This window comes from Aestuariibaculum lutulentum, from assembly GCF_032926325.1.
GTDB classification, from domain to species: Bacteria; Bacteroidota; Bacteroidia; order Flavobacteriales; family Flavobacteriaceae; genus Aestuariibaculum; species Aestuariibaculum lutulentum.
In genome coordinates this window covers 821,928-843,766 of the sequence record NZ_CP136709.1, presented here as the reverse complement: position 1 = coordinate 843,766, position 21,839 = coordinate 821,928, and the positions used below count along the sequence as shown (strand labels likewise).

At 36.4% G+C, this 21,839-nt stretch carries 9 protein-coding genes; all 9 read left to right on the top strand.

Features of this window, described 5'->3' with window-relative positions; genetic code table 11:
• The first annotated feature begins 75 nt into the window (after nt 1-75).
• Nucleotides 76-1,506 carry a sialate O-acetylesterase gene (locus R1X58_RS03660; protein ID WP_240571999.1) on the top strand — a complete coding sequence of 477 codons (1,431 nt, stop codon included), beginning with the start codon at nt 76-78 and terminating at the stop codon, nt 1,504-1,506.
• Between the two features lie 162 nt (nt 1,507-1,668).
• Nucleotides 1,669-3,957, top strand: a complete 2,289-nt coding sequence (locus R1X58_RS03655) for a DUF5703 domain-containing protein (RefSeq protein ID WP_255802792.1) — start codon at nt 1,669-1,671, stop codon at nt 3,955-3,957.
• 2 nt (nt 3,958-3,959) lie between these two features.
• Complete coding sequence (locus tag R1X58_RS03650; RefSeq protein ID WP_240571997.1) at nt 3,960-6,416, top strand: pectate lyase family protein; 2,457 nt, start codon at nt 3,960-3,962, stop codon at nt 6,414-6,416.
• Nucleotides 6,417-6,429: 13 nt separating this feature from the next.
• Entirely contained in the window at nt 6,430-8,445 is a 2,016-nt protein-coding gene (locus R1X58_RS03645) for an aceric acid hydrolase (RefSeq protein WP_240571996.1), read from the top strand.
• Nucleotides 8,446-8,955: 510 nt separating this feature from the next.
• Entirely contained in the window at nt 8,956-12,303 is a 3,348-nt protein-coding gene (locus tag R1X58_RS03640) for a SusC/RagA family TonB-linked outer membrane protein (protein ID WP_240571995.1), read from the top strand.
• A gap of 16 nt (nt 12,304-12,319) precedes the next feature.
• Nucleotides 12,320-14,311, top strand: coding sequence for a RagB/SusD family nutrient uptake outer membrane protein (locus R1X58_RS03635; protein WP_240571994.1), 1,992 nt, complete (start codon nt 12,320-12,322; stop codon nt 14,309-14,311).
• 271 nt (nt 14,312-14,582) lie between these two features.
• Nucleotides 14,583-17,939: a SusC/RagA family TonB-linked outer membrane protein gene (locus tag R1X58_RS03630; protein ID WP_240571993.1), complete on the top strand. Its 3,357-nt coding sequence runs from the start codon at nt 14,583-14,585 to the stop codon at nt 17,937-17,939.
• 13 nt (nt 17,940-17,952) lie between these two features.
• Nucleotides 17,953-19,923 (top strand): RagB/SusD family nutrient uptake outer membrane protein, encoded by a 1,971-nt coding sequence (locus R1X58_RS03625; protein WP_317293007.1) that lies wholly within the window; start codon nt 17,953-17,955, stop codon nt 19,921-19,923.
• 187 nt (nt 19,924-20,110) lie between these two features.
• Nucleotides 20,111-21,811, top strand: a complete 1,701-nt coding sequence (locus R1X58_RS03620) for a polysaccharide lyase domain-containing protein (RefSeq protein WP_240571991.1) — start codon at nt 20,111-20,113, stop codon at nt 21,809-21,811.
• Nucleotides 21,812-21,839 lie beyond the last annotated feature (28 nt).

Sequence of the window (21,839 nt, the reverse complement as noted above, 5' to 3'; positions counted from 1 at the left end):
ATTACGAATATGTCAGACTGAGCTTGTCGAAGTCTTGAGTCTAAAATGAATATTCATAAAAACTAAACGTAATTCATGAAAAATAAAATAGTATTAGTAATAGCTTGTGTTTTTAGCGTATTCACTTTGCAAGCCCAAATAAAATTACCGGCATTGTTTTCAGATCATATGATGTTGCAACAACAGGGCATTGCGCCTATTTGGGGCTGGGCTTCGAAAAATGAAAGTTTAAAAATTACCACGTCGTGGGATAATAAAGTTTACGAGGTAAAAGCTGATAAAACCGGAAAATGGAAAACCAGTTTGCAAACTCCTGCGGCAGGCGGGCCGTATACGATTTCTGTTTCTAACGGAAGTGAAACTAAAACGGTTAACAATGTGTTGATAGGTGAAGTTTGGTTGTGTTCTGGGCAGTCTAATATGGAAATGCCTTTAAAAGGTTTTCCTGGTCAGCCAGTGCAAGGCGGTAATGAAGCGATTGTGCATTCAAACAATAAAAATATTCATTTTATAACTGTACCACGAGCAACAGTTCTAGAGCCAAAACAAGATTTTGAAGGGGGATGGCAAGTGGCTTCACCAAAAACGACTGGCGATTTTAGTGCAACAGCCTGGTATTTCGGATCCTTATTACAAGACGTTTTAGATGTGCCTGTGGGTATGATTGTAGTGTCGTATGGCGGTTCGAATGTTGAAGCATGGATGAACGAAGAAATGCTTAAAGATTTCGATTTAGCTTTAGAATTGCCAAAAAATGAAAGTGATTTAAAAAGTAATCCTAACCGTGTGCCAACAACCTTATTTAACGGGATGTTGTCGCCTGTAATTGGTTATGGTATTAAAGGCGCGATCTGGTATCAGGGGGAATCGAATTACGAACGTTCGTTTCAGTATAAAGATCTATTTAAAAAAATGGTAACGTCATGGCGCGAATTATGGAATCAGGGTGAGTTCCCATTCTATTTTGCACAAATTGCACCATTTGACTATGCACGTTTTCATCCGAATGATAATAAAGAGGAATACAATTCGGCTTACTTAAGAGAAGCACAGTTAAAGGCTTCAATAGAAATTCCTAATTCAGGAATGGCGGTTTTATTAGATGTTGGTGAGTTTGGAAATATTCATCCGGCACAAAAAAATAAGGGCGGAGAACGTCTGGCATATCAGGCATTAGCCAAAACTTATGGGTTTGAAGGTTTCGAGTTTGAAAGTCCGGAGTTTAATGCTATGGAAGTTAAAGGAAGTACAGTAACCGTGTCGTTTAATAATGTACCGAACGGCGTAACGTCTTACGACAAAGAAGTAGTTGGTTTCGAAATTGCAGGAGAGAATAAAGTGTTCTATCCGGCGCAAGCGGTTTTAAGAAGAAAGTCGGTATTGTTATCGTCTCCGCAAGTTGAAAAACCAGTTGCTGTTCGATACTTATTTAAAGATTTCACTAAAGCTGAAATTTTCAGTACCGGTGGTTTACCAATGTCTTCGTTTAGAACCGATAATTGGTAGTTAAAAATACGCTTCGACAGGCTCAGCGTGACATCTTGTTCTGTTTTACTATTGTCAGACTGAGCTAGTCGAAGTCTATTTTGAAGTAATTAAATTCAATTAATAAAAAGGAAAGTGCTATTAACACTAAAAAAAATCAGTTCATTAAGTTTGTTTTTTCTGATGTTCTTTTCAGTAAAGGCGCAAATCCCCACGCTTGAAAATTACAATCAAGTGTGGACAACCCAGAGTAAAAACGCATCAGAATCTATGCCTTTAGGCGGCGGTGATATTGGCGTGAATGTTTGGGTAGAACAGGGGAATTTATATTTCTATTTTTCCAAAAGTGGTACCTTCGACGAGCATAATACGTTGTTGAAATTAGGGCGTGTAAAAGTTGAATTAACACCTAATCCGTTTAAAAATGATGAAGATTTTCATCAGGAATTGAATTTGAAGGATGGCTATGTTGCCGTGTCACAAAACAATACTGAAGTCAAATTGTGGGTCGATGTGTTCAGCCCGGTGATACATGTTGATGTAAAAAGTAAAGACGCTTTAACCATGCAAGCGTCGTACGAAAGCTGGCGTTATAAAAATCGAAAAGTAGAAGGCCGTGCGAATAATGCCAACTCTTACAAATGGGCACCGCAAGGCGATATTATGACATTCAAAGATTCTATTTCGTTTGAAGATAATACCATTCAGTTTTATCATAAAAACAGAGAATATACCGTGTTTGATGTTGCGGTGAAGCAGCAAAAAATGGAATCGGTTAAAGAAGAGATGATGAACCCTTTAAAACACCTTACGTTTGGGGGTGTTATGAAGGGAGCGAATATGAAATCGAAAGGCGTTTACACAGGTAAATATGTGAATATCGATTTTCAGGGTTATAGTCTGGTAAGCAGAAAGCCGAGTAAAAAGCACCGTTTAGAAGTGTATTTACATACGGTTCAAAATGAAGATATTTCAGTTTGGAAACAGGAAGTACAAAACTTATTAACTTCATACAAACCCAAAGAAAAGGAATCGAAACTTTGGTGGAACAATTTCTGGAATCGCAGTTTTATTTATACAAAAACCGATAACAAAGCACAGAAAGATTCTGTTTATCAAATAGGGCAGAATTATCAGTTGTTTCGCTATATGCTAGGTTGTAATGCTTACGGAAAATACCCAACAAAATTCAACGGTGGTTTGTTTACTTACGACCCAGTGTACATTAAGGAAGATCATACTTTTACGCCCGATTTTAGAAATTGGGGCGGCGGAACCATGACACAACAAAATCAGCGTTTGGTGTACTTTCCTATGTTGAAAAGTGGCGATTTTGATATGATGGTGTCGCAGTTAGATTATTATTTGACCCTTCAAAAAAATGCCGAATTACGTAGCAAAGTCTATTGGAATCATAACGGCGCAGCGTTTACCGAACAATTAGAAAATTTTGGCTTGCCAAATCCAGCTGAGTACGACTGGAAACGTCCAGCAGATTACGATCCGGGACTGCAATACAACGCTTGGTTAGAATACCAATGGGATACGGTTTTTGAGTTCTGTAAAATGATGCTCGAGCAAAAGGAATACGCCAATATCGATATTAAAAAGTATAATAATTTTATATTAAGTTGTCTGCGCTTTTTCGATGAACATTATCAGTATTTGGCAAAAAAACGCGGACGAAAAGCTTTAGACGGTAACGGGCATTTGGTACTGTTTCCGGGTTCGGCGGTTGAAACCTATAAAATGGCGAATAATGCCAATAGTACGATTTCAGCATTAAAAGTGATAAGTGAAAAATTATTAAAGCTGTCTTCAAACGATTTATCTTCAGAAGACGTTGAATATCTAAATGCGTTTCAAACGCGTATTCCGCCTTTAAATTTCAGAGAAATAGACAATAAAAAAGTATTGTCGCCTGCCAAAACCTGGGAACGTATAAATAACACCGAAGCTGCACAATTGTATCCTGTCTATCCATGGAAATTATACAGCATTGGGCAACCCGATTTAGAGGTAGCGCAGAATACTTATAAGCTCGATGAAGATTTAATAAAATTCCGAAGTCATGTAGGTTGGAAGCAGACCAATATCATGGCAGCCAGACTTGGTTTAACCGATGAAGCTTCAAAATACACCTTGTTAAAAATGGCAAATGCCGAACCACGATTTCCAACATTCTGGGGGCCTGGTTTCGATTGGGTGCCAGACCACAATTGGGGCGGTTCGGGTATGATTGGTATGCAGGAAATGCTCATGCAGGAAGTCAACGGGAAAATTTTACTATTTCCGGCATGGCCAAAAGACTGGGATGTACATTTTAAATTGCATGCCACGCAAAACACCACGGTAGAGGTAAAGCTTGAAAATGGTCGCGTAGATATTATAAAAGTGGTTCCAGAAAACAGGAGAAACGATATTCAAAATCTTTTAGATTTTACATTAACCGAAAAATTAAACTTAAACTAAAAATGAAAAAACTAAAATACACATTAGGCAATTTGTTGCTTTTAGCAGCAGTGCTTTTTAATGTGCAATGTCAACCTGATAAAAAAGTCGAAAAGCAAACGGTGAAAGTTGATTTCGATTTCTCAGGCAGACGCTTATCTGAGGTTCATGATCCGTTGTATAAAGAATGGGTGATTAATGAAGGAACTTTAGATGAGAAAAATTTTGAAGAAGTTACTGTAAAACTGCAAGGCAATTTTAAGTCTAATTGGGTTAAAATTGGCATGAGTGCGCCGCATTATGCGCAATTGGTAAGTGACGGTTTAATTTCAAATGAACCAGTTGAAGTTGTTATTTCAGGATTAAAACCGGGAAAGCATAGCTTATTAACCTTTCATAATACCTTCGACAAACTTGAAAATAAAGGGATATCGAATCTTAAAATATCTGTAAATGGCCAAGTGGTTGAAACGATAACCCCAAGTAACCGTGCGTTTTCAAAAGTTGATGCTGGTACAGCCTATTTAAAGTTTATTGCCGAAGCTAATAAGGATGTTGTTGTTCGTTTTGAAAGTGAAAATAATTCGGATGCATCGGAAATAGTGATTAACGGATTTGAAATTGATACCCCGGATATTAAAAAGCAAGCCAATACGCCTTATCCGGAAAATTTAGATGAACATGTTGTGGTTGAAAATGATTTGCAATTACAATGGCAATCACCAAAAGGCACAAAGTCGTATCAATTATATTTCGGAGATAATAAAGATGCCGTTTTAAATGCTGATGAATCTTCGGAATTATTTAAAGGTCAATTAACGACCAATAGTTATGAAGTTGGTGATTTATACAGCATGAGCACCTATTACTGGCGTGTTGATGCGATTGATGCGAATGGCGATATTACCCAAGGTAATGTTTGGGCATTCAGACCGGCACAATTGGCGTTTCCGGGAGCCGAAGGTTACGGACGTTTTGCTATTGGTGGCCGTGGAGGAAAAGTAGTAGAAGTTACCAACTTAAACGACGATGGTCTTGGAAGTTTCCGCGAAGCGGTAACACAAGATATTGGTCCGAGAACTATAGTGTTTAATGTTTCTGGAAATATTAAATTGAAATCTCGTTTAGTTATCAGTCATCCATATATAACTGTAGCAGGGCAAACCGCCCCTGGCGATGGTATTACTATAAGTAGAGCACCTGTTGGTTTAACTGGTGATGAAGGTATTGTTCGTTTTTTACGAGTGCGTTTAGGGTCTGGAACAACCTTTGATGGTATGGGACTTACCGGAGCAAACAATAGTATAATTGATCATTGTTCTATTAGTTGGACTATTGATGAATCGTTTAGTTCTCGTGGAGCGCATCATATTACACTGCAACGCACCTTAATTTCAGAAGCTTTAAACGTTGCTGGTCATGATAAATATGAAGCTGGTAAAATGCATGGTTACGCAGCGACTATTGGCGGCGATATAGGTAGTTTTCATCATAATTTATTAGCGCATAATTACGGAAGAAACTGGAGTATGGGAGGCGGATTAAACGGAGATGGATATTATTCAGGGCGTTTAGATATCCGCAATAATGTGGTGTATAACTGGGGGCACCGCACAACCGATGGTGGAGCTAATGAAGTTAATTTTGTTAATAACTACTATAAGCCTGGAGCAGCCACCGATATTTTTGTGGCTTTAACCGCCGATCACGAAGGTGTTGGAAAAGGAAGTCAGCGTTATTATTTTGAAGGTAATGTGATGCCTGGATATTTTGATGAAAACAGTCAGGAAAAAGGAAGACGTTCGCGTATTAAAAACAATGAAATAGTCGATTACGAAACCTTCGTTGATGAGCCGTTTTTTGAATCGTTCGTAAACACGCAATCAGCTAAAGCAGCTTATAAAAACGTGTTGTCCGATGTTGGCGCTATGCAACCGTATTTCGATAGACATGACCAACGAATTATTGATGAAACCCTAAAAGGAACCTATAGTTTTAAAGGAAGTAAAAGTGGGTTGCCGGGTATGATTGATACCGAACTCGATGCTGGCGGATTCCCAGATTATGGTAATGAAACCAGAACTGCCGATTGGGACACTGATCACGATGGTTTACCAAACTGGTGGGAGAACGCTAAAGGTTTCAATGTGAATTCAGTAGCAGGAGATTTTTCAGAAGCAAATAATGATGAAAATAAAGATGGCTTTACAGAATTAGAGCAATATCTTAACTGGATGGCACAACCGCATTATTTTATATCTAAAAACGAAACCTTAGAATTCAATGCAACCGATTATTTTAAAGGTTACGAAAACAAACCAGAATTTGGGTTTTCTCAAGTGATTAATGGTGAAGTCCAATTGGAAGATAGAAAAATTATTTTTACTCCTTTAGATAAAGGTTTCGCTTCATTCATTATTTCAGTGAAAGATGCCGATGGCGATTCGATGATACGATTGATAAATGTATTTGTGAAATAAAACATATTAACAAATGAAAAATAAAATAGTTTTACTCGGTTTATTTGCAGCGAGTGCTTTGTCTTTTTCTCAGGACAAAGGTTTGGTGGCAAACGCCGATAGTCCGCATACAAAATTGCATAGTGTGAATTTACATGATGTGCAATGGACAGGCGGATTTTGGAAAGAACAGTATGATGTTGGTGTTAATAACACGTTACCCTACATGTGGGATTTGTATCATAACGATTCCATTACCCATGCCTATGCCAATTTTAAAATTGCAGCAGGTTTAGAAAAAGGAAAACACAGCGGGCCTTCATTTCACGATGGCGATTTTTATAAAATTTTGGAAGGTATGGCAGCAGCATATGCTGTGACGCAAGATCCGGAATTGGATCAGGAAATGGATATTGCTATTGCCATGTTTGCAAAAGCTCAACGACAAGATGGTTATATTAATACGCCGGTTTTAATTGAAGAACGTTGGGGGACATTAGGGCCTGAAGAATTACAGAAGCAATTAGGTTTCGAGAAGTATAACATGGGGCATTTAATGACCGCCGCTTGTGTGCATTATCGAGCCACAGGAAAAACAAATTTTATGGAGGTAGCTAAAGGTGTTGCCGATTTTTTATACGATTTTTATAAAAAAGCATCGCCGGAATTAGCGCGAAATGCTATTTGTCCGTCGCACTATATGGGCATTGTTGAAATGTACCGCACGGTGAAAGATCCCCGTTATTTAGAGTTAGCTAATAACCTGATTGATATTCGCGGCACAACTGATGATGGTACAGACGATAATCAGGATCGTGTGCCATTTAGGGAGCAGACCACAGCTATGGGACATGCCGTAAGAGCCAATTACTTATATGCCGGTGTAGCCGATTTGTATGCTGAAACAGGCGAAGAAAAATTACTTGAAAATTTGGAGTCAATCTGGGAAGATGTGGTCTATAGAAAAATGTATATCACAGGTGCCTGTGGCGCGTTGTACGATGGCACTTCTCCTGACGGAACTGCTTACGATCCGGCAGTAGTTCAAAAAATACATCAGGCTTATGGGCGTCCGTTTCAATTACCAAATGCAACAGCGCATAACGAAACCTGTGCGAACATAGGTAATGTACTTTGGAACTGGCGTATGTTACAAATTACTGGCGATGCCAAGTATGCCGATATTGTTGAGTTGGCACTTTACAACAGCGTATTGTCTGGCGTTAGTTTAGAAGGGACTGAGTTTTGTTATAATAATCCGTTAAATGTATCGGAAGATTTACCATTTCAACAGCGTTGGGGAAGTAAGCGAGAAGGCTATATTGCCTTATCAAATTGTTGTGCTCCCAATGTAACACGTACACTGTCGGAAATTGGAAATTATGCTTATAATTTATCAGAAGATGGTTTATATGTGAACCTTTTCGGAAGTAATCATTTAACCACCGTAACATCAAAAGGAGAAAAATTAGAGATTGAACAGGAAACCAATTACCCTTGGGAGGGAAAAGTGACTTTAAAAATAAGCAAAGCCCCTAAAAAAGACTTTTCAATTTTTGTTAGAATTCCAGGATGGAGTCAAAATGCTGAAATAAAAATAAACGGCGTTGCCTTTACAGGAAAAATCGCTTCAGAAAGTTATGCAGTATTAACTCAAAAATGGAAAAAAGGCGATGTTATCGAATTAAATCTGCCTATGCATGTCGAATTAATGCAAGCCAATCCTTTGGTTGAAGAAACTAAAAATCAGGTAGCAGTAAAGCGTGGTCCTCTGGTATATTGCTTAGAATCTGATGACTTATCTGAAAAAGCCGAAATTAATTCCATTGTTTTGGATGTTAATTCAGATTTCGGTGTCAAAAAAGTAAATATCAATTCAAGAGAAGTTGTTGGTATTTCCGCGAAAGCTTTTGTTGAAAATGATGATTGGAAGAATACATTGTATCGTCCTATTTCAAAAGATAAAATGAAAATGGATATCACTTTAATTCCATATTATGCTTGGGGAAATCGTAAAAAGGAAGAAATGACAGTTTGGTTGCCATACTGATAAAGTTTACAAGGAAGTATAATCTTTAATTAATTAACGAAAAAGGCTAAAAATATATGTTTTTAGCCTTTTTCCTTTTATCTTTATTGGGTTTCATTTAAAGGCTATGCCTAGCAATAGAAATGCTTCAAATTTAATGTATTGATATAATTGACAGGACTTGTTGAAAATTACCATAACCTTGTAATTTTAGTAGTCGAACAATGCATAATCAGACGGGTTTAGTGTTGTTAAACGCCTTCGAGCGGTGAATTTCATAAAAATTGAAATTGAAATTTTACAGTTTTCTTTTTTCTCAATTATTCAGAGGTGGTTATAAGAGCTTATTTTAAAGGTGATTATTGGGTGATGTCATTAAATGCATAAAAAATGATTTACAAAATCGGTCGCAGTTCAAAATTAACAACAAATATTTGTTAAATTCACAATATTAGTACCTTGTTACTTAGGACATGTAAGTAATATTTTATAATTTAAACGAACTAAACAATTTAAACTAAACAAACAAGTATGAAAAAGACATTTACTAAGGTATTTATCTTGTTTTTTTTCTGTCTTAGTCTATCTGTTTTTGCACAAGGAACGAGTGGGAAAATAACTGTTTCTGGCGAGGTGGTAGATGCGACGGGTATTCCTTTGCCGGGAGTTAATGTGATAGAGAAAAATACGACGAATGGCGTTGTTACAGACTTTGATGGAAAATATGAAATTAAAGTAGGAGAAGAAAGCATCCTAGTATTCTCCTTTGTAGGGATGAAAAAAACTGAGATTTCTGTAAAAGGAAGAAGTGACTTTAATGTTACTCTTCAAGAAGACACAGCAACTTTAGATGAAGTTGTAGTTGTTGGTTATGGAACTCAGAAGCGTGAAGCAGTTACAGGTTCTGTGGCTACGGTAAAGATGTCAGATATTGAGGATTTGCCAGTTGGAAATATTGGTTCAGCACTTGTTGGACGCGTGCTTGGGGTTGGTGTTTCAGGAGGAGAATCAAGACCTGGTACTTCAGCTCAATTGCAACTACGTAATCCGCCTACGGGAAACAATATTAGGGCAAAAGATAGATTGTCAACAGCGCCATTATATGTAATAGATGGGGTTGTTCAAATTGACCCTAATACAGGTCTAAGTGATTCTACTCAATTTGATAATTTAGACGCTTCGGAGGTAGAAAGTATTTCCTTTTTAAAAGATGCTTCTGCCGCTATTTATGGTTCAAGAGCCGCACAAGGGGTGGTTTTGGTTACCACCAAAAGAGGGAAGAAGGGACCTGCTAGGTTTTCTTATAGCGGAAATTTTTCCGTGTCAGATGAAACGTATCGAACTAAAATGTTGAATGCTTACGATTTTGCCAAAGTGTGGAATATTATGAATGGTCCGAATGGGCATGATCATACCTATCAAGGGTCTACATATAATTATGCAGATCCAGTATTTAGCTCATATTTTTTCTCAGAAAACGAATTAGAGCATTTTAAGACGTCTAGTTATGATGCTTTGGATCAATATTGGGGTTCTGCCGGAACACAACGTCATAATCTTAATGTTTCTGGAGGTAGTGACGATGCTACATATTTTGGTGGAATATCTTATTTTACTCAAGATGGTAATTTAGGAACCTTAAATTATGATCGCTGGTCGTTTAGAGCAGGAACTAATATGAATTTAGGAAAAGGGTTTAAGGCAGGTTTTCAGGTGTCAGGATATTTTACCGATGAGAGTAAAACCACCAGTAAAATTGGGAGTGAAAATAATGAAAACGACTTTAGACAATTGCAAAATAGAGCACCTTTTTTACCTATGTATATTAATGGCTTTCCAACAGTTCAACCTGGAGCAGGAGCCAATGACGCCTTGGTAGGATATCATTATGGGGAAATACAGCGGTTACAAAATTTAGCTGAAAGTACAGATAATAATGTAACTGTTAACTTAGATGTAGAATATGAAGTGCCATTTATTCCTGGTTTGAAATTAAAAGCTAATTATGTGCGTCAAGCCGGTGGAGCAAGAGGAAATCAGGCTGGTACTAAATTTAGTTTGTATGATTTTTTTGGAGCAGGTCAACTTACAGCGGATCAGCCCCAAACGTATGTGTATTACGAAAGCGGTTCAGGACCCTTAGGAATTAATGAGTTAAAAATGGTTACGAATTCAGATGGAGATATTGTACCTGCTATTTATTTAGTAGAAAACGGAGATCGTTTATTAATTGATAATTATAGTAGAGGTAGTGAACAAATTCGATTTCAATCAACTTACGAAAGGGATTTTGGAAAACATAATATATCGGCATTATTTGCTATTGAAAGATCGGAAAGATATGAAACGCAAGAGCGTATTATAAAATTTGGTGTTCCTGAATATGCCGACGGGATGATTTGGCAAACAACGGGTAGTTTTGATGTGAATAATACTTATAACTGGAGGTATGAATCAGGTGATTTGGGGGCAATAGGAAGGTTGAATTATAATTATGACGGAAAGTATTATGCTGAGTTTTTATTTAGATCGGATGTTTCTGCAAAGTTTGCACCTGAGAATTATTGGGGGAATTTTTATTCTTTGTCAGGGGGCTGGATTCTCTCAAGGGAGGATTTTTTTAAATCGAATACTATAGATTATTTAAAACTAAGAGCATCTGTTGGTTCTGTTGGTAAAGATGATACAAGAGCCTGGGAATGGCGACAAAATTTTAGTACTCAACCTACTGGAGGTGTAGTTTTTGGAGGAGATTCTAATGTGTCAGCTGGTTTGTCTCCAGATCGAATTGCAAACCCAGATGTGCGTTGGGGTAGAGAACTTAAAACAAATTTTGGTATTGAAGCCCGCTTTTTGGATGATAGATTATCAACAACTATAGAATCCTTCTACAATATGGGGACAGAATTGTTGATTAATTTAAACTCAGGCGTTCCGTTTACAGTAGGAGGGGCTGCTGCATCTTCAAATTATGGTAAAGCAAATGCTTGGGGTACAGAGCTTTCAATAGGGTGGAGTGATACCATAGGAAAGGACTTTACTTATGCTACAACATTCAATATAGTGTCTTATAATTCAGAAATAGTTCAGGGTAATTTTGATAATCCAGCTAACTGGTTTCCTTGGACTACTAACCAACCAGGTTCACCAGATAGGGGAACTTGGGGTTACGATTATTTGGGGATGTTTAAAACTCAGGACGATATTGATAAGTATATTGCAGATAGTGGTGTAACTTCTGTATTTGGTACTCCTGTATCTGAATTAAGACCAGGTATGCTATATTATAGGGATGTTAGAGGTGCTTGGGATTCAGAGACCAGAACATTTGCAGAGAAGGATGGTATAATAGATATTAATGATCAAGTACAATTAAAAAAACGTGCGAAAGGGCCACAGGGTTTTTCTACTGCTATAAGATTAGGATATAAAGGTTTAAGTTTAAATACTGTACTTACAGTAGGTTGGGGAGGTTATAATGAAGTAGGTAGTGCTAAATCATCATTCAATTCAAATACAATTACTGGAAATTATGAAAATCGACCAGCGTTTTGGGCAAATATGTATGATCCGATTTTGAATCCTACAGGAACAATTCCTAATCTTTCATATGATAATAGAGCTATTAATACTGTTAGTTCTAAATATTGGCAGGTAAGTAGTTTTAGTTTGTTAATGAGGAATATAAATATTGGTTATGCTTTACCTAAGTCGATAACAGAAAAAGTAGGTGTAAATAGCTTTAGATTAAATTTAGTGGCTATGAATCCATTTATATTATTTAATCCATATAAAGACTATGGATTGACACCATATGGATCGTATAATAATTATCCAGTGTTAAAAACCTATTCTTTAGGGGTAAATATTGGTTTTTAACTAAAAAAAAGAAAGCATGAAAAATTTAAGCATAAAGAATCTAGCATTATTTTTAGCTGCGACTGTTATTGTTGGTTGTAGCACAGATTTTATAGAAGAAAAAAAGAATTATCAAAAAGTAGATGTTGAAATATATCAATATGAGCCATTAGCTATAAATTATGTTGATTATTTATATAATTTATTTTCACCCAGCGGTAGTGTAAATATGGCTATGTGGTCTAAGGCTGCAGTAGATAATTCTGATGTGCCTGGAAATGGAAATTCAACCATTTTTGTTAAAGCTACAGATGAGGTTGCTGGTGAGGTGGATTTGAATAAAGAATGGGCAGATATTTCACCGTTAAATGCACATTGTTTGAAATCCTTAGGTCAGCCAATTAGAACCAATCCTCAAAATGATGCCTGGACAAGAATACGCTATTGTAATTTGTATATAAATAACATTGATCAATACTCTAAGTTAGAAGAGGATTTTGAAAATCAAATTTTAGGGCAAATATATTTTTGGCGCGCATGGCAATATTTCGATTTGGTAAGATTATATGGAGGAATTCCAATTGTTTTAGAAGAACAAGCGTTAGCGGCAGAGGATCCAAGCAATCAAACACCTAGAAGTAGTGCGGCAGAAGTGATTGACCAAATTGTTGCAGATTTAGAGAAGTCACAAACACTATTGGAAAATGCAAGACCTTATGAGGATGCTGATGCAGGAAGAATTACAGCAGCAGCGGCTGCAGCTTTAAAGGGGCGTGTGTTATTAACCTGGGCAAGTCCTTTATTTAATAGAAATGATGATCAGTCAAGATGGCAGCGAGCCTATGATGCCAATTTAGAAGCCTATAATGTATGTTTAGCTTCAGGGAAAGGACTTAATCCAGATTGGCAAAATATGTGGTTTGATGACAATGGTATGGAGTCTGTATTTGGGTACGGTTTTAATGATTTTACTAATTCTTCTGGGGGTACGGTTAAAAATAATTATACCGAATATCAGACAAGATCGTATGATCAGGGTGGTAATAATTATTTAACAAATGGGTTGTCTCCAACAAAGAATATAGTTGATGCATTTCCAATGGCAGATGGTACACCTTATGATCCATCTGGAAATTTAAACCATTTTTATAGAGATAGAGATCCACGTTTTTATTACACGTTCGCTTATAATGGGGCAATTTGGCCTTACTCTGGAAATAGCAATTATAGAAACTGGACTTACTATTGGTACCCAATTGGAGCAGGGGAAGGTAGACCTAAAATTGCAACAAATGTACAACAGAATTCAACGGGTATATATTTAAGGAAATTTACAAACGGCAATTCTTCAAATACCAATAACTTTAGAAATAGTGGTGCGGACTACATGGATATTCGTTTTGCTGAGGTGGTGTTGAATCTGGCTGAATCGGCTATTGGTATAAATAGTTTGTCTGAAGGAAAAGGTTATATTGAAAAAATAAGAGAGAGAGCTGGAGTGACTAATGCCGATGGACATTATGGCTTGGCTTCTGTTTCGTCTAGAGATGAACATTTTGCTGCGGTGATTAATGAACGAAAAGTAGAATTTGCCTATGAAAATAAGCGTTTTTTTGATCTTCGTCGCTGGATGTTATATAATGATGATTTCGGAACGTGCACAAGATTAAATCAAACACCTATAGAAGGAAGTAGAAGGCAGGGGTATTATACTTACGTTAAAACAGATCCTGATAATTACTATGTTGGTATACCTGATCCCCTTAAAGGTAGTTCAGCGTCAATTATCAACAGAGACACGACAACATATCCGTCTGGTGTAAGTAATTATGATGAATTTGTTGATTATTTGTATGACAATCATTTTGAAGTAGTTGTTAGGGATAATGGTATTGAAAGTCCTGAGACTTTTGCCTTTAAATGGTATAATGAGTATTACTTTTTTGGGATTTATCAAAACTTGTTAAATTCAACACCTTATTTGCAACAGACTCAAGGTTGGGGTGGATCATTTATTGGTTATAATTAGTTAAATTATAAACTGAAAATCAAAAAAAGGAGTGAATTGTAATTACAATTCACTCCTTTTTTTTGTATGCTATATTGCAGGATTTTTAAAAAATATGTAATAATGGTTGTTAAAATTGTGTAATTCACAATTAATGGTTTATAAAATTGATCGTTGTTCAAAATTGGCACAGTTATATCGTTTAATTTCCAAACTTAGCACAGGATTTATTGGGGGGTATTACAGCCTCTGTATTTTCTTAAAAAAAATGTTATAAACTAAATAAATGAGTATGAAAAGGAAAATTGAAAATCTTATTATTGTGTTGGTTTTCAGTTTGGTTAATCTATTGGGTTATGCTCAAGAGACCAATGCAAAAAAAACTGTCACAGGAGTCGTGGTAGATGCAACAGGTATACCCTTACCAGGTGTTAATGTTGTAGAAAAAGGGACAACTAACGGTGTGGTAACCAATTTTGATGGAGAATTTGATATTTCTGTTTCTGAAGACGGATTTATTGTTCTGTCTTTTGTTGGAATGAAAACAACGGAATTGTCTGTTAAGGGGCAATCTGAATTTAGTATTACTCTAGAAGAAGATACCGCATCATTAGATGAGGTGGTAATTGTTGGTTATGGCGCTCAAAAAAGAGAAAATTTAACAGGAGCTATCGCAACAATTAAACCAAATGAAGTACAGGATTTACCTGTTTCTAATTTAGCCGAGGCTTTAGTAGGACAAGTACCAGGTATGTCCATTTCTGGAGGAGGAGCTCGTCCGGGAGAATCGGCATCTATTCAAATTCGTCAAACGTATGGTTTTTCTAAGGATGGAAGTACTACTATACCTCTTGTTGTAATCGATGACATGGTTCAGGTTGATCCAGAGTCGGGTAAGCCAACTTTAGAGACTTTCAACCGTTTAGATCCTTCAGAAATTGAAAGTATTACGGTGTTAAAGGATGGCTCGGCTGCCATTTATGGTTCTCGTGCTTCACAAGGAGCAATTGTTGTAAAAACAAAGCGAGGTAAAGAAGGAAAAACACAGTTTAGCTACAATAGCCAGTTTGCTATTAACGATGCGGTAAGCCATAGTAAAACGATGAGTGCTTACGAATTTGGATTGTTCAATAATAGATTTTTAAGAACTGCAATCAGAGACAATAATGGCGCTAATCTTTTTTCAACAGATGAGTTAGAAGAAATGAAATCATTAAACTACGATTGGTTAGATGAAGCTTGGTCTTCTGCTGTTCAACAAAGACATTCATTAAATGTTAGTGGAGGAACTGAAAAGGCTACATATTTTGCAGGTGCAACATACTTTACACAAGGTGCTAATTTAGGAAACCAAGATTTCGATAAATGGAACTTCCGTACAGGTGTTAATGCAAAAATCACAAGTAATTTAGATTTGTCGGCATCTATATCAGGTAATACAGGTTCTATAGAAAAATCGTTCACAAAGTCGGTAACTTTAAATGATGGAAGTTATGGCTCAAGAACAAGTGGCGAGCAAGCCGATTATGGTGTGCTATTACATATGCCAAAGTACGTACCTTGGGATACAACTGTTAATGGTGAAACTTACTGGATGTCACCTTTCCCAAGAACAGATGGGAATTTAAGAGGAACAGCCAATACCAATAGTACCATTGCTGGCTGGAATTACTTCGCAACTTTAGATAATGGTTCTAAACAAATTGAAGAAGACAATACTTTTAATGTTAATTTGTCATTAAATTATAAAGTGCCTTTTATTGAAGGTTTATCTTTAAAAGGGACATTCTCTAGAAATGAAATGTCTTCTTATACAGAGCAGATACAATTGCCTTATACGTTAGCTAGAAATAAAATCTTTAATACTCAGGGAAATCATTTGGCAAGTGCAGCTGATGATGACGATTATGATATTCAAGAGAATAGACAACGTACACGTGTATACTACGGGAATTACAGAAGCCGAAGCACGCAGTCTAACTTTTTTATGAATTACGTAAAAGATTTTGGCGATCACGATATTAGTGCCATGGTGGGTATGGAGCGTTCTGAAAGTGATTGGAAAAGTACACGTTTAGCTTACGAAGGTACATCTGCAGATTATCTTGGAACATTTGAAACAGCTGGTGAGATAACAGGTAATTCTACCGCTTATAAGGGAGAATCTGGGGTGTTGTCTTATTTAGGGCGAATCAATTATAGCTATAAAGATAAGTACTTATTACAGTTGTTATTCCGTAGTGATGCGTCAACCAAATTTGCACCAGAAAATTATTGGGGCTTTTTCCCGTCTGCTCAAGTAGGTTGGATTACATCTAGAGAAGATTGGTTTCAAGAGGCTTTACCTTGGGTAGATTATTTAAAAGTTCGTTACTCTATAGGTAAAACAGGAAACGATAATGTTTTAGCATGGCGTTGGAAGCAATTATATGGTTTAGGTGCTCAAAGTGGTTTCCAATTTGGATCAGATGGAGGTGTTTTAGGAGGTGGATTAACCCCTGAAGTAAACCCTAACAGAAATGTGGGATGGGATGCTAATCTAAAACAAAACTTAGGATTCGATGTTAATGTTTTAGAAAATAGATTAAAAGTTACAGCCGATTTTTATTATGACAGAACAAAGGATATGTTAACGGTTATGTCTTCAGCTATTGGGGTTCCTATTTCCGTTGGTGGAGGGTTTGCAGAGCAAAATTACGCAGCAATCGATACTTGGGGATCTGAATTTAGTGTAAACTGGAATGATAAGTTAGATTCTGGCGATTTTAGTTATAATGTCGATGTTAATTTTGGTTTCTCAGGAAATGAAGTTAAAAAATATATTGATCCAGGTATAAAACATCCTTCGCAAAATCAAAGAAGAGAAGGTGTCTCTTTATTTATGCCTGTTTGGGGATTTAAAACCTGGAAAGGGACTTCAACTGGTGATGGTATTTTACGAACAGATGAAGATATTACCAATTATTGGAATTATTTGGAAGGTCTTGCAAGTGATGCTGGAGTGGATCCGAAGTACTTAGACATTACTTCTAAAGATGGATTACGTAAAGGTATGTTAGCATATCAGGATGTTGCTGGCTTTTTTGATACAAATGATGGGTCACAAGCAGGTCGTGACGGGCGAATAACAAAAGAAGAAGATTATGTTAAGTTAGCTGACAATAGCAGAACTTATGGTTTTACAACAAATATTAGATTAAATTACAAAAGTCTTTATTTAAGATCTCAAATTAGTACATCTTGGGGTGGTGCTCGTTTTATAGATTTAATAAAACAAGGAACATCTTCTGCTCACAACATGTGGTCGCATGAAAGTTACTGGACCGATATGTACGACGAGGTTGATAATGTTGATGGAAAGTATCCTAATTTATGGTTTTATGATCAATCAGCTTTAGGTACTAATTCAGATTTCTGGCAATTAAATACTTTCCGTTGTTTTGTTAGAAATTTAACAGTTGGATACGATGTGCCTAAGGATATTTTAGAACCTGTTAATCTTCAAAAAGTATCTATAGGTATAACAGGTAATAATCTATGGGATTTCTATAATCCTTATCCAGATAAGTACAGAAATATGTACGATTCATCATACGAAAGATATCCAACTCTTAGAACATGGACAGTAAACTTAAGTGTGTCATTCTAAATAAATAAGAATTATGAAAATGAGAATAAATACATACATAGCATGGGCACTTTTATTAATTGTAAGTGTGTCATGTAGTGACGATTTTTTAGAAGAAAAAGGCGTTTATGGAAAATATGACGATTCGTTTTACGAAAGTGAAGAACGTGTAGATTGGTACATTAATAATGTTTATTATGACTTTTTTGGTTCATATACAAACCCTTTATCTACCGTTGTAGGAGCTTATAGCCAAACCAATTCTCGATTAACCGAGGAAATAGGGGGTATGCAAGATCTTATTAATTCAACAATAACATTAACAACAGCTAATGAAGGTTCTGGATATTATGGAACCAAATTAGAAGCTAAGGTTAAAAATGAGCCTTATCATAGAATTAGAGATATTAACGCTTTTTTAGAAGAAGTTGATGTAAAAGGCGCAAGTTTAGATGAAGATTATCGTGCAACTGCTAAAGGGCAAATGTACTATTTACGTGCCATTCAGTATTTCGAATTAATGCGTGTATATGGTGGTGTACCAATTGTAACATCTGTACAAGCAGCAAGTTCTACTGATGAATCTATAAAATTACCGAGAGCTAGCGTATCTCAAATGGTAGATCAAATTATAGAAGATCTTGATATGGCTGCGAGTTTATTACCAGGTAACTGGCCTCCATCAGATTATGGGCGTTTTACAAGAGGAGCGGCTCTAGCTCAAAAAGCAAGAGTATTATTAACTTATGCAAGTCCACTTTTCAATACGTCCTGGGATTCAAACAATGAACGCTGGCAAGCCGCATTACAGGCAGGTTTAGCCGCAGAGGTTCAATTAACAGAAGATGGTTACGGGTTATATGGTAACTCTGCTAAAGATTGGCAGGATATGTTTTTAATAGATAACTCGTTCTGTTCAGAGGCTATTACCGTACAATTACTAGGCAGTGGTAATAGTTCGAATATAATGAATAATACATGGGAAAACAGTGTTCGTTTGGCTAGTCAATTAGGAAGTGGAGGATTAGCAGCACCTAAAGAAATGATCGATTTATTTCCAATGGCAGATGGTTCAAAACCTACAACTGCTAATGGATATGATGAATTTTTATTCTTTGTAAATCGAGATCCAAGATTTTATAGAACGTTTTCTTTTTCAGGAAATAAATGGGGATATAAAGACAATGAAGATAATGCTGTTTGGGCTTACCGTTGGTTAGGCTTAGATGATAATGGTGTTCAGAGAGCTTATTTTAGTGACAATAACCAAGTGTCGAGCCCTGCCTTTGTTAGAAAAATGTCAGACATTGAAGAAAGCGAAGATAATTTCCAAAATTCAGGAACCGATATTTTTGAATATAGATATGCCGAATTACTATTAAATATAGCAGAAGCTTATGCGGGAGTTGGCGATTTACCAAACTGTGTAGCTTATTTAGGCAAAGTCAGAAATCGAGTAGGAATTCCATCTACTAATAACTACGGTATTGGAACATTAGCAGATAAATTTGAAGCCTTTAAGGCGTGTCTGTACGAACGTCAAGTAGAGTTAGCGTACGAAGGAAAACGTTTCTGGGATGTACAACGTTGGATGCTGTATAATGATGATGCTTCAGTCAATAATACAACTTGTGCTACGTTGGGACTTGACCGTATAAATGGAACAAAACGTACAGGTAATTATTTACAGTTTAAAGGAGGGGTAGTTACTTCAGAAGATCCTTTGGCTTCAGTACGACAAGGTGTTGTGGTAGATCCTGATGCTTCCGATTTTGATACACAGATTCAAACATTAGCAGGTATTTATACTGATAATTTTATGTTGGCCGATTTAGAAACACCACTTGATAATATTAATAATGTTGAAGCTAAAATAGATTGGAAACAAAATTACTATATTATGGGGTTAAAATCAGATGTTTTAAGTCTTAATCCTTGGCTTGAGCAAACCATAGGTTGGAAAGATACTTCCGATAATTTTGGAACTTTCAATTATCAAGAATAATTTGTATATTTAAGATTCTGAGATACTTGTATAAATCCTACAAATGAAAGCTTTGAAAATACCTGTGTTATTAAAAAAATACAGGTATTTTTTTTAGATGCAATTAAACCTTTATATAATATAAGTGTCTAAAAAACACATAACCTTTGAGTACAATATTGTAAAAAAATAACAAAGCCAATAGACGATGAAAAAGAGTAATATTATGATAATAGCTTTATCTCTGTTAGTAGGAAATGCTTATGCGCAATATCCTAAACTTACAGATGATGATAAAGCCAAAGAAGAAGCTATAAAAGCCGAAGCCTATAAGCATTCTGATGAAGCTTGGGAAAAGGCAAAAATTATAGTTCAAAAAGAAGCCAGAGAAGGTAAACCTTATATTCCGTGGGCGGGTAGACCAACCGATTTGCCACAAGCAGAAATTCCTGCTTTCCCAGGAGCTGAAGGTGGAGGTATGTACACGTATGGTGGTCGTGGAGGTGAAGTTTACACCGTAACAAGTCTTGCCGATGATGGGCCTGGATCTTTACGTGAGGCCTGTGAAAAAGGTGGAGCAAGAACTATTGTTTTTAATGTAGCAGGGATTATTAAACTAGAAACGCCTTTAATTATTCGCGCGCCATATATCACTATTGCTGGGCAAACAGCACCAGGTGATGGTATTTGTGTGGCAGGTGAGTCAGTATGGATTGATACCCACGATGTAATTATTCGTCATATGCGTTTTCGTAGAGGAGAGACCTTTGTGGGGCGTCGTGATGATGCAATCGGAGGAAATCCTGTCGGAAATATTATGTTAGATCACATCTCTGCAACTTGGGGATTAGATGAAAATATGTCTATTTACCGTCATATGTATAGTCCGGGTGCCGATTATAAGGATGAAAAGAAACCAACTGTAAATATTACTATTCAAAACTCTTTATTCGGTGAAGCTTTAGATACATATAACCATGCGTTTGGTAGTACTTTAGGAGGTGAAAACTGTTCGTTTATGAGAAATATGTGGGCGAACAATGCGGGTAGAAATCCTTCAATTGGATGGAATGGTATCTTCAATTTTGTAAATAATGTGATGTTTAACTGGGTACACCGTTCTATTGATGGTGGAGATTACACAGCAAAATACAACATCATTAACAACTACTACAAACCAGGACCGTTAACACCAAAAGATGAACCGATAAGTTACCGTATTTTAAAACCAGAAGCGGGTAGAAGTAAGTTAGATACTATGGTTTACGGTCGTGCATATGTAAAAGGAAATATTGTAGAAAATAATGCAAAAATTACTGCAGATAACTGGGCAGGTGGTGTGCAAATTGAAGGTAAAGATGGTGAGCTTTTAGATTACCAGGGAGCAAAACCATATTTCGATTATATGAATGCCAGTAGACCATTCCCGATGCCTTGGTTTCGTGAAATTATGGATGCTGATAAAGCCTTTGATTACGTAACAGAACACGTTGGGGCAACGCTTCCTATTCGTGATGTTGTAGATCAAAGAATTGTTAGAACGGTTAAGACAGGAAAACCTGAATATGTTGAAGGTTTAGACCCAGATTCGTTTTATCAATTCAAACACCGTCGTTTAGCAAAAGATTCATATAAACACGGTATCATTACCGATATCGCTCAGGTAGGTGGTTACCCTGAATACAAAGGAATACCTTATGTTGATACCGATAAAGATGGTATGCCAGATGCTTGGGAGAAAAAATACGGATTAAATCCAAATGACTATTCTGATGCTAAAGGAGATTTAAATAAAGATGGTTACACTAACATTGAGTCTTACATCAACGGCATTAATCCTAAGAAAAAAGCAGATTGGAAAGATCTTAAAAACAATAAAGAAACATTAACGGAGCCTTTATTAAAATAGGCTTCGTTACTTCTTAAAAAGTTCAAAA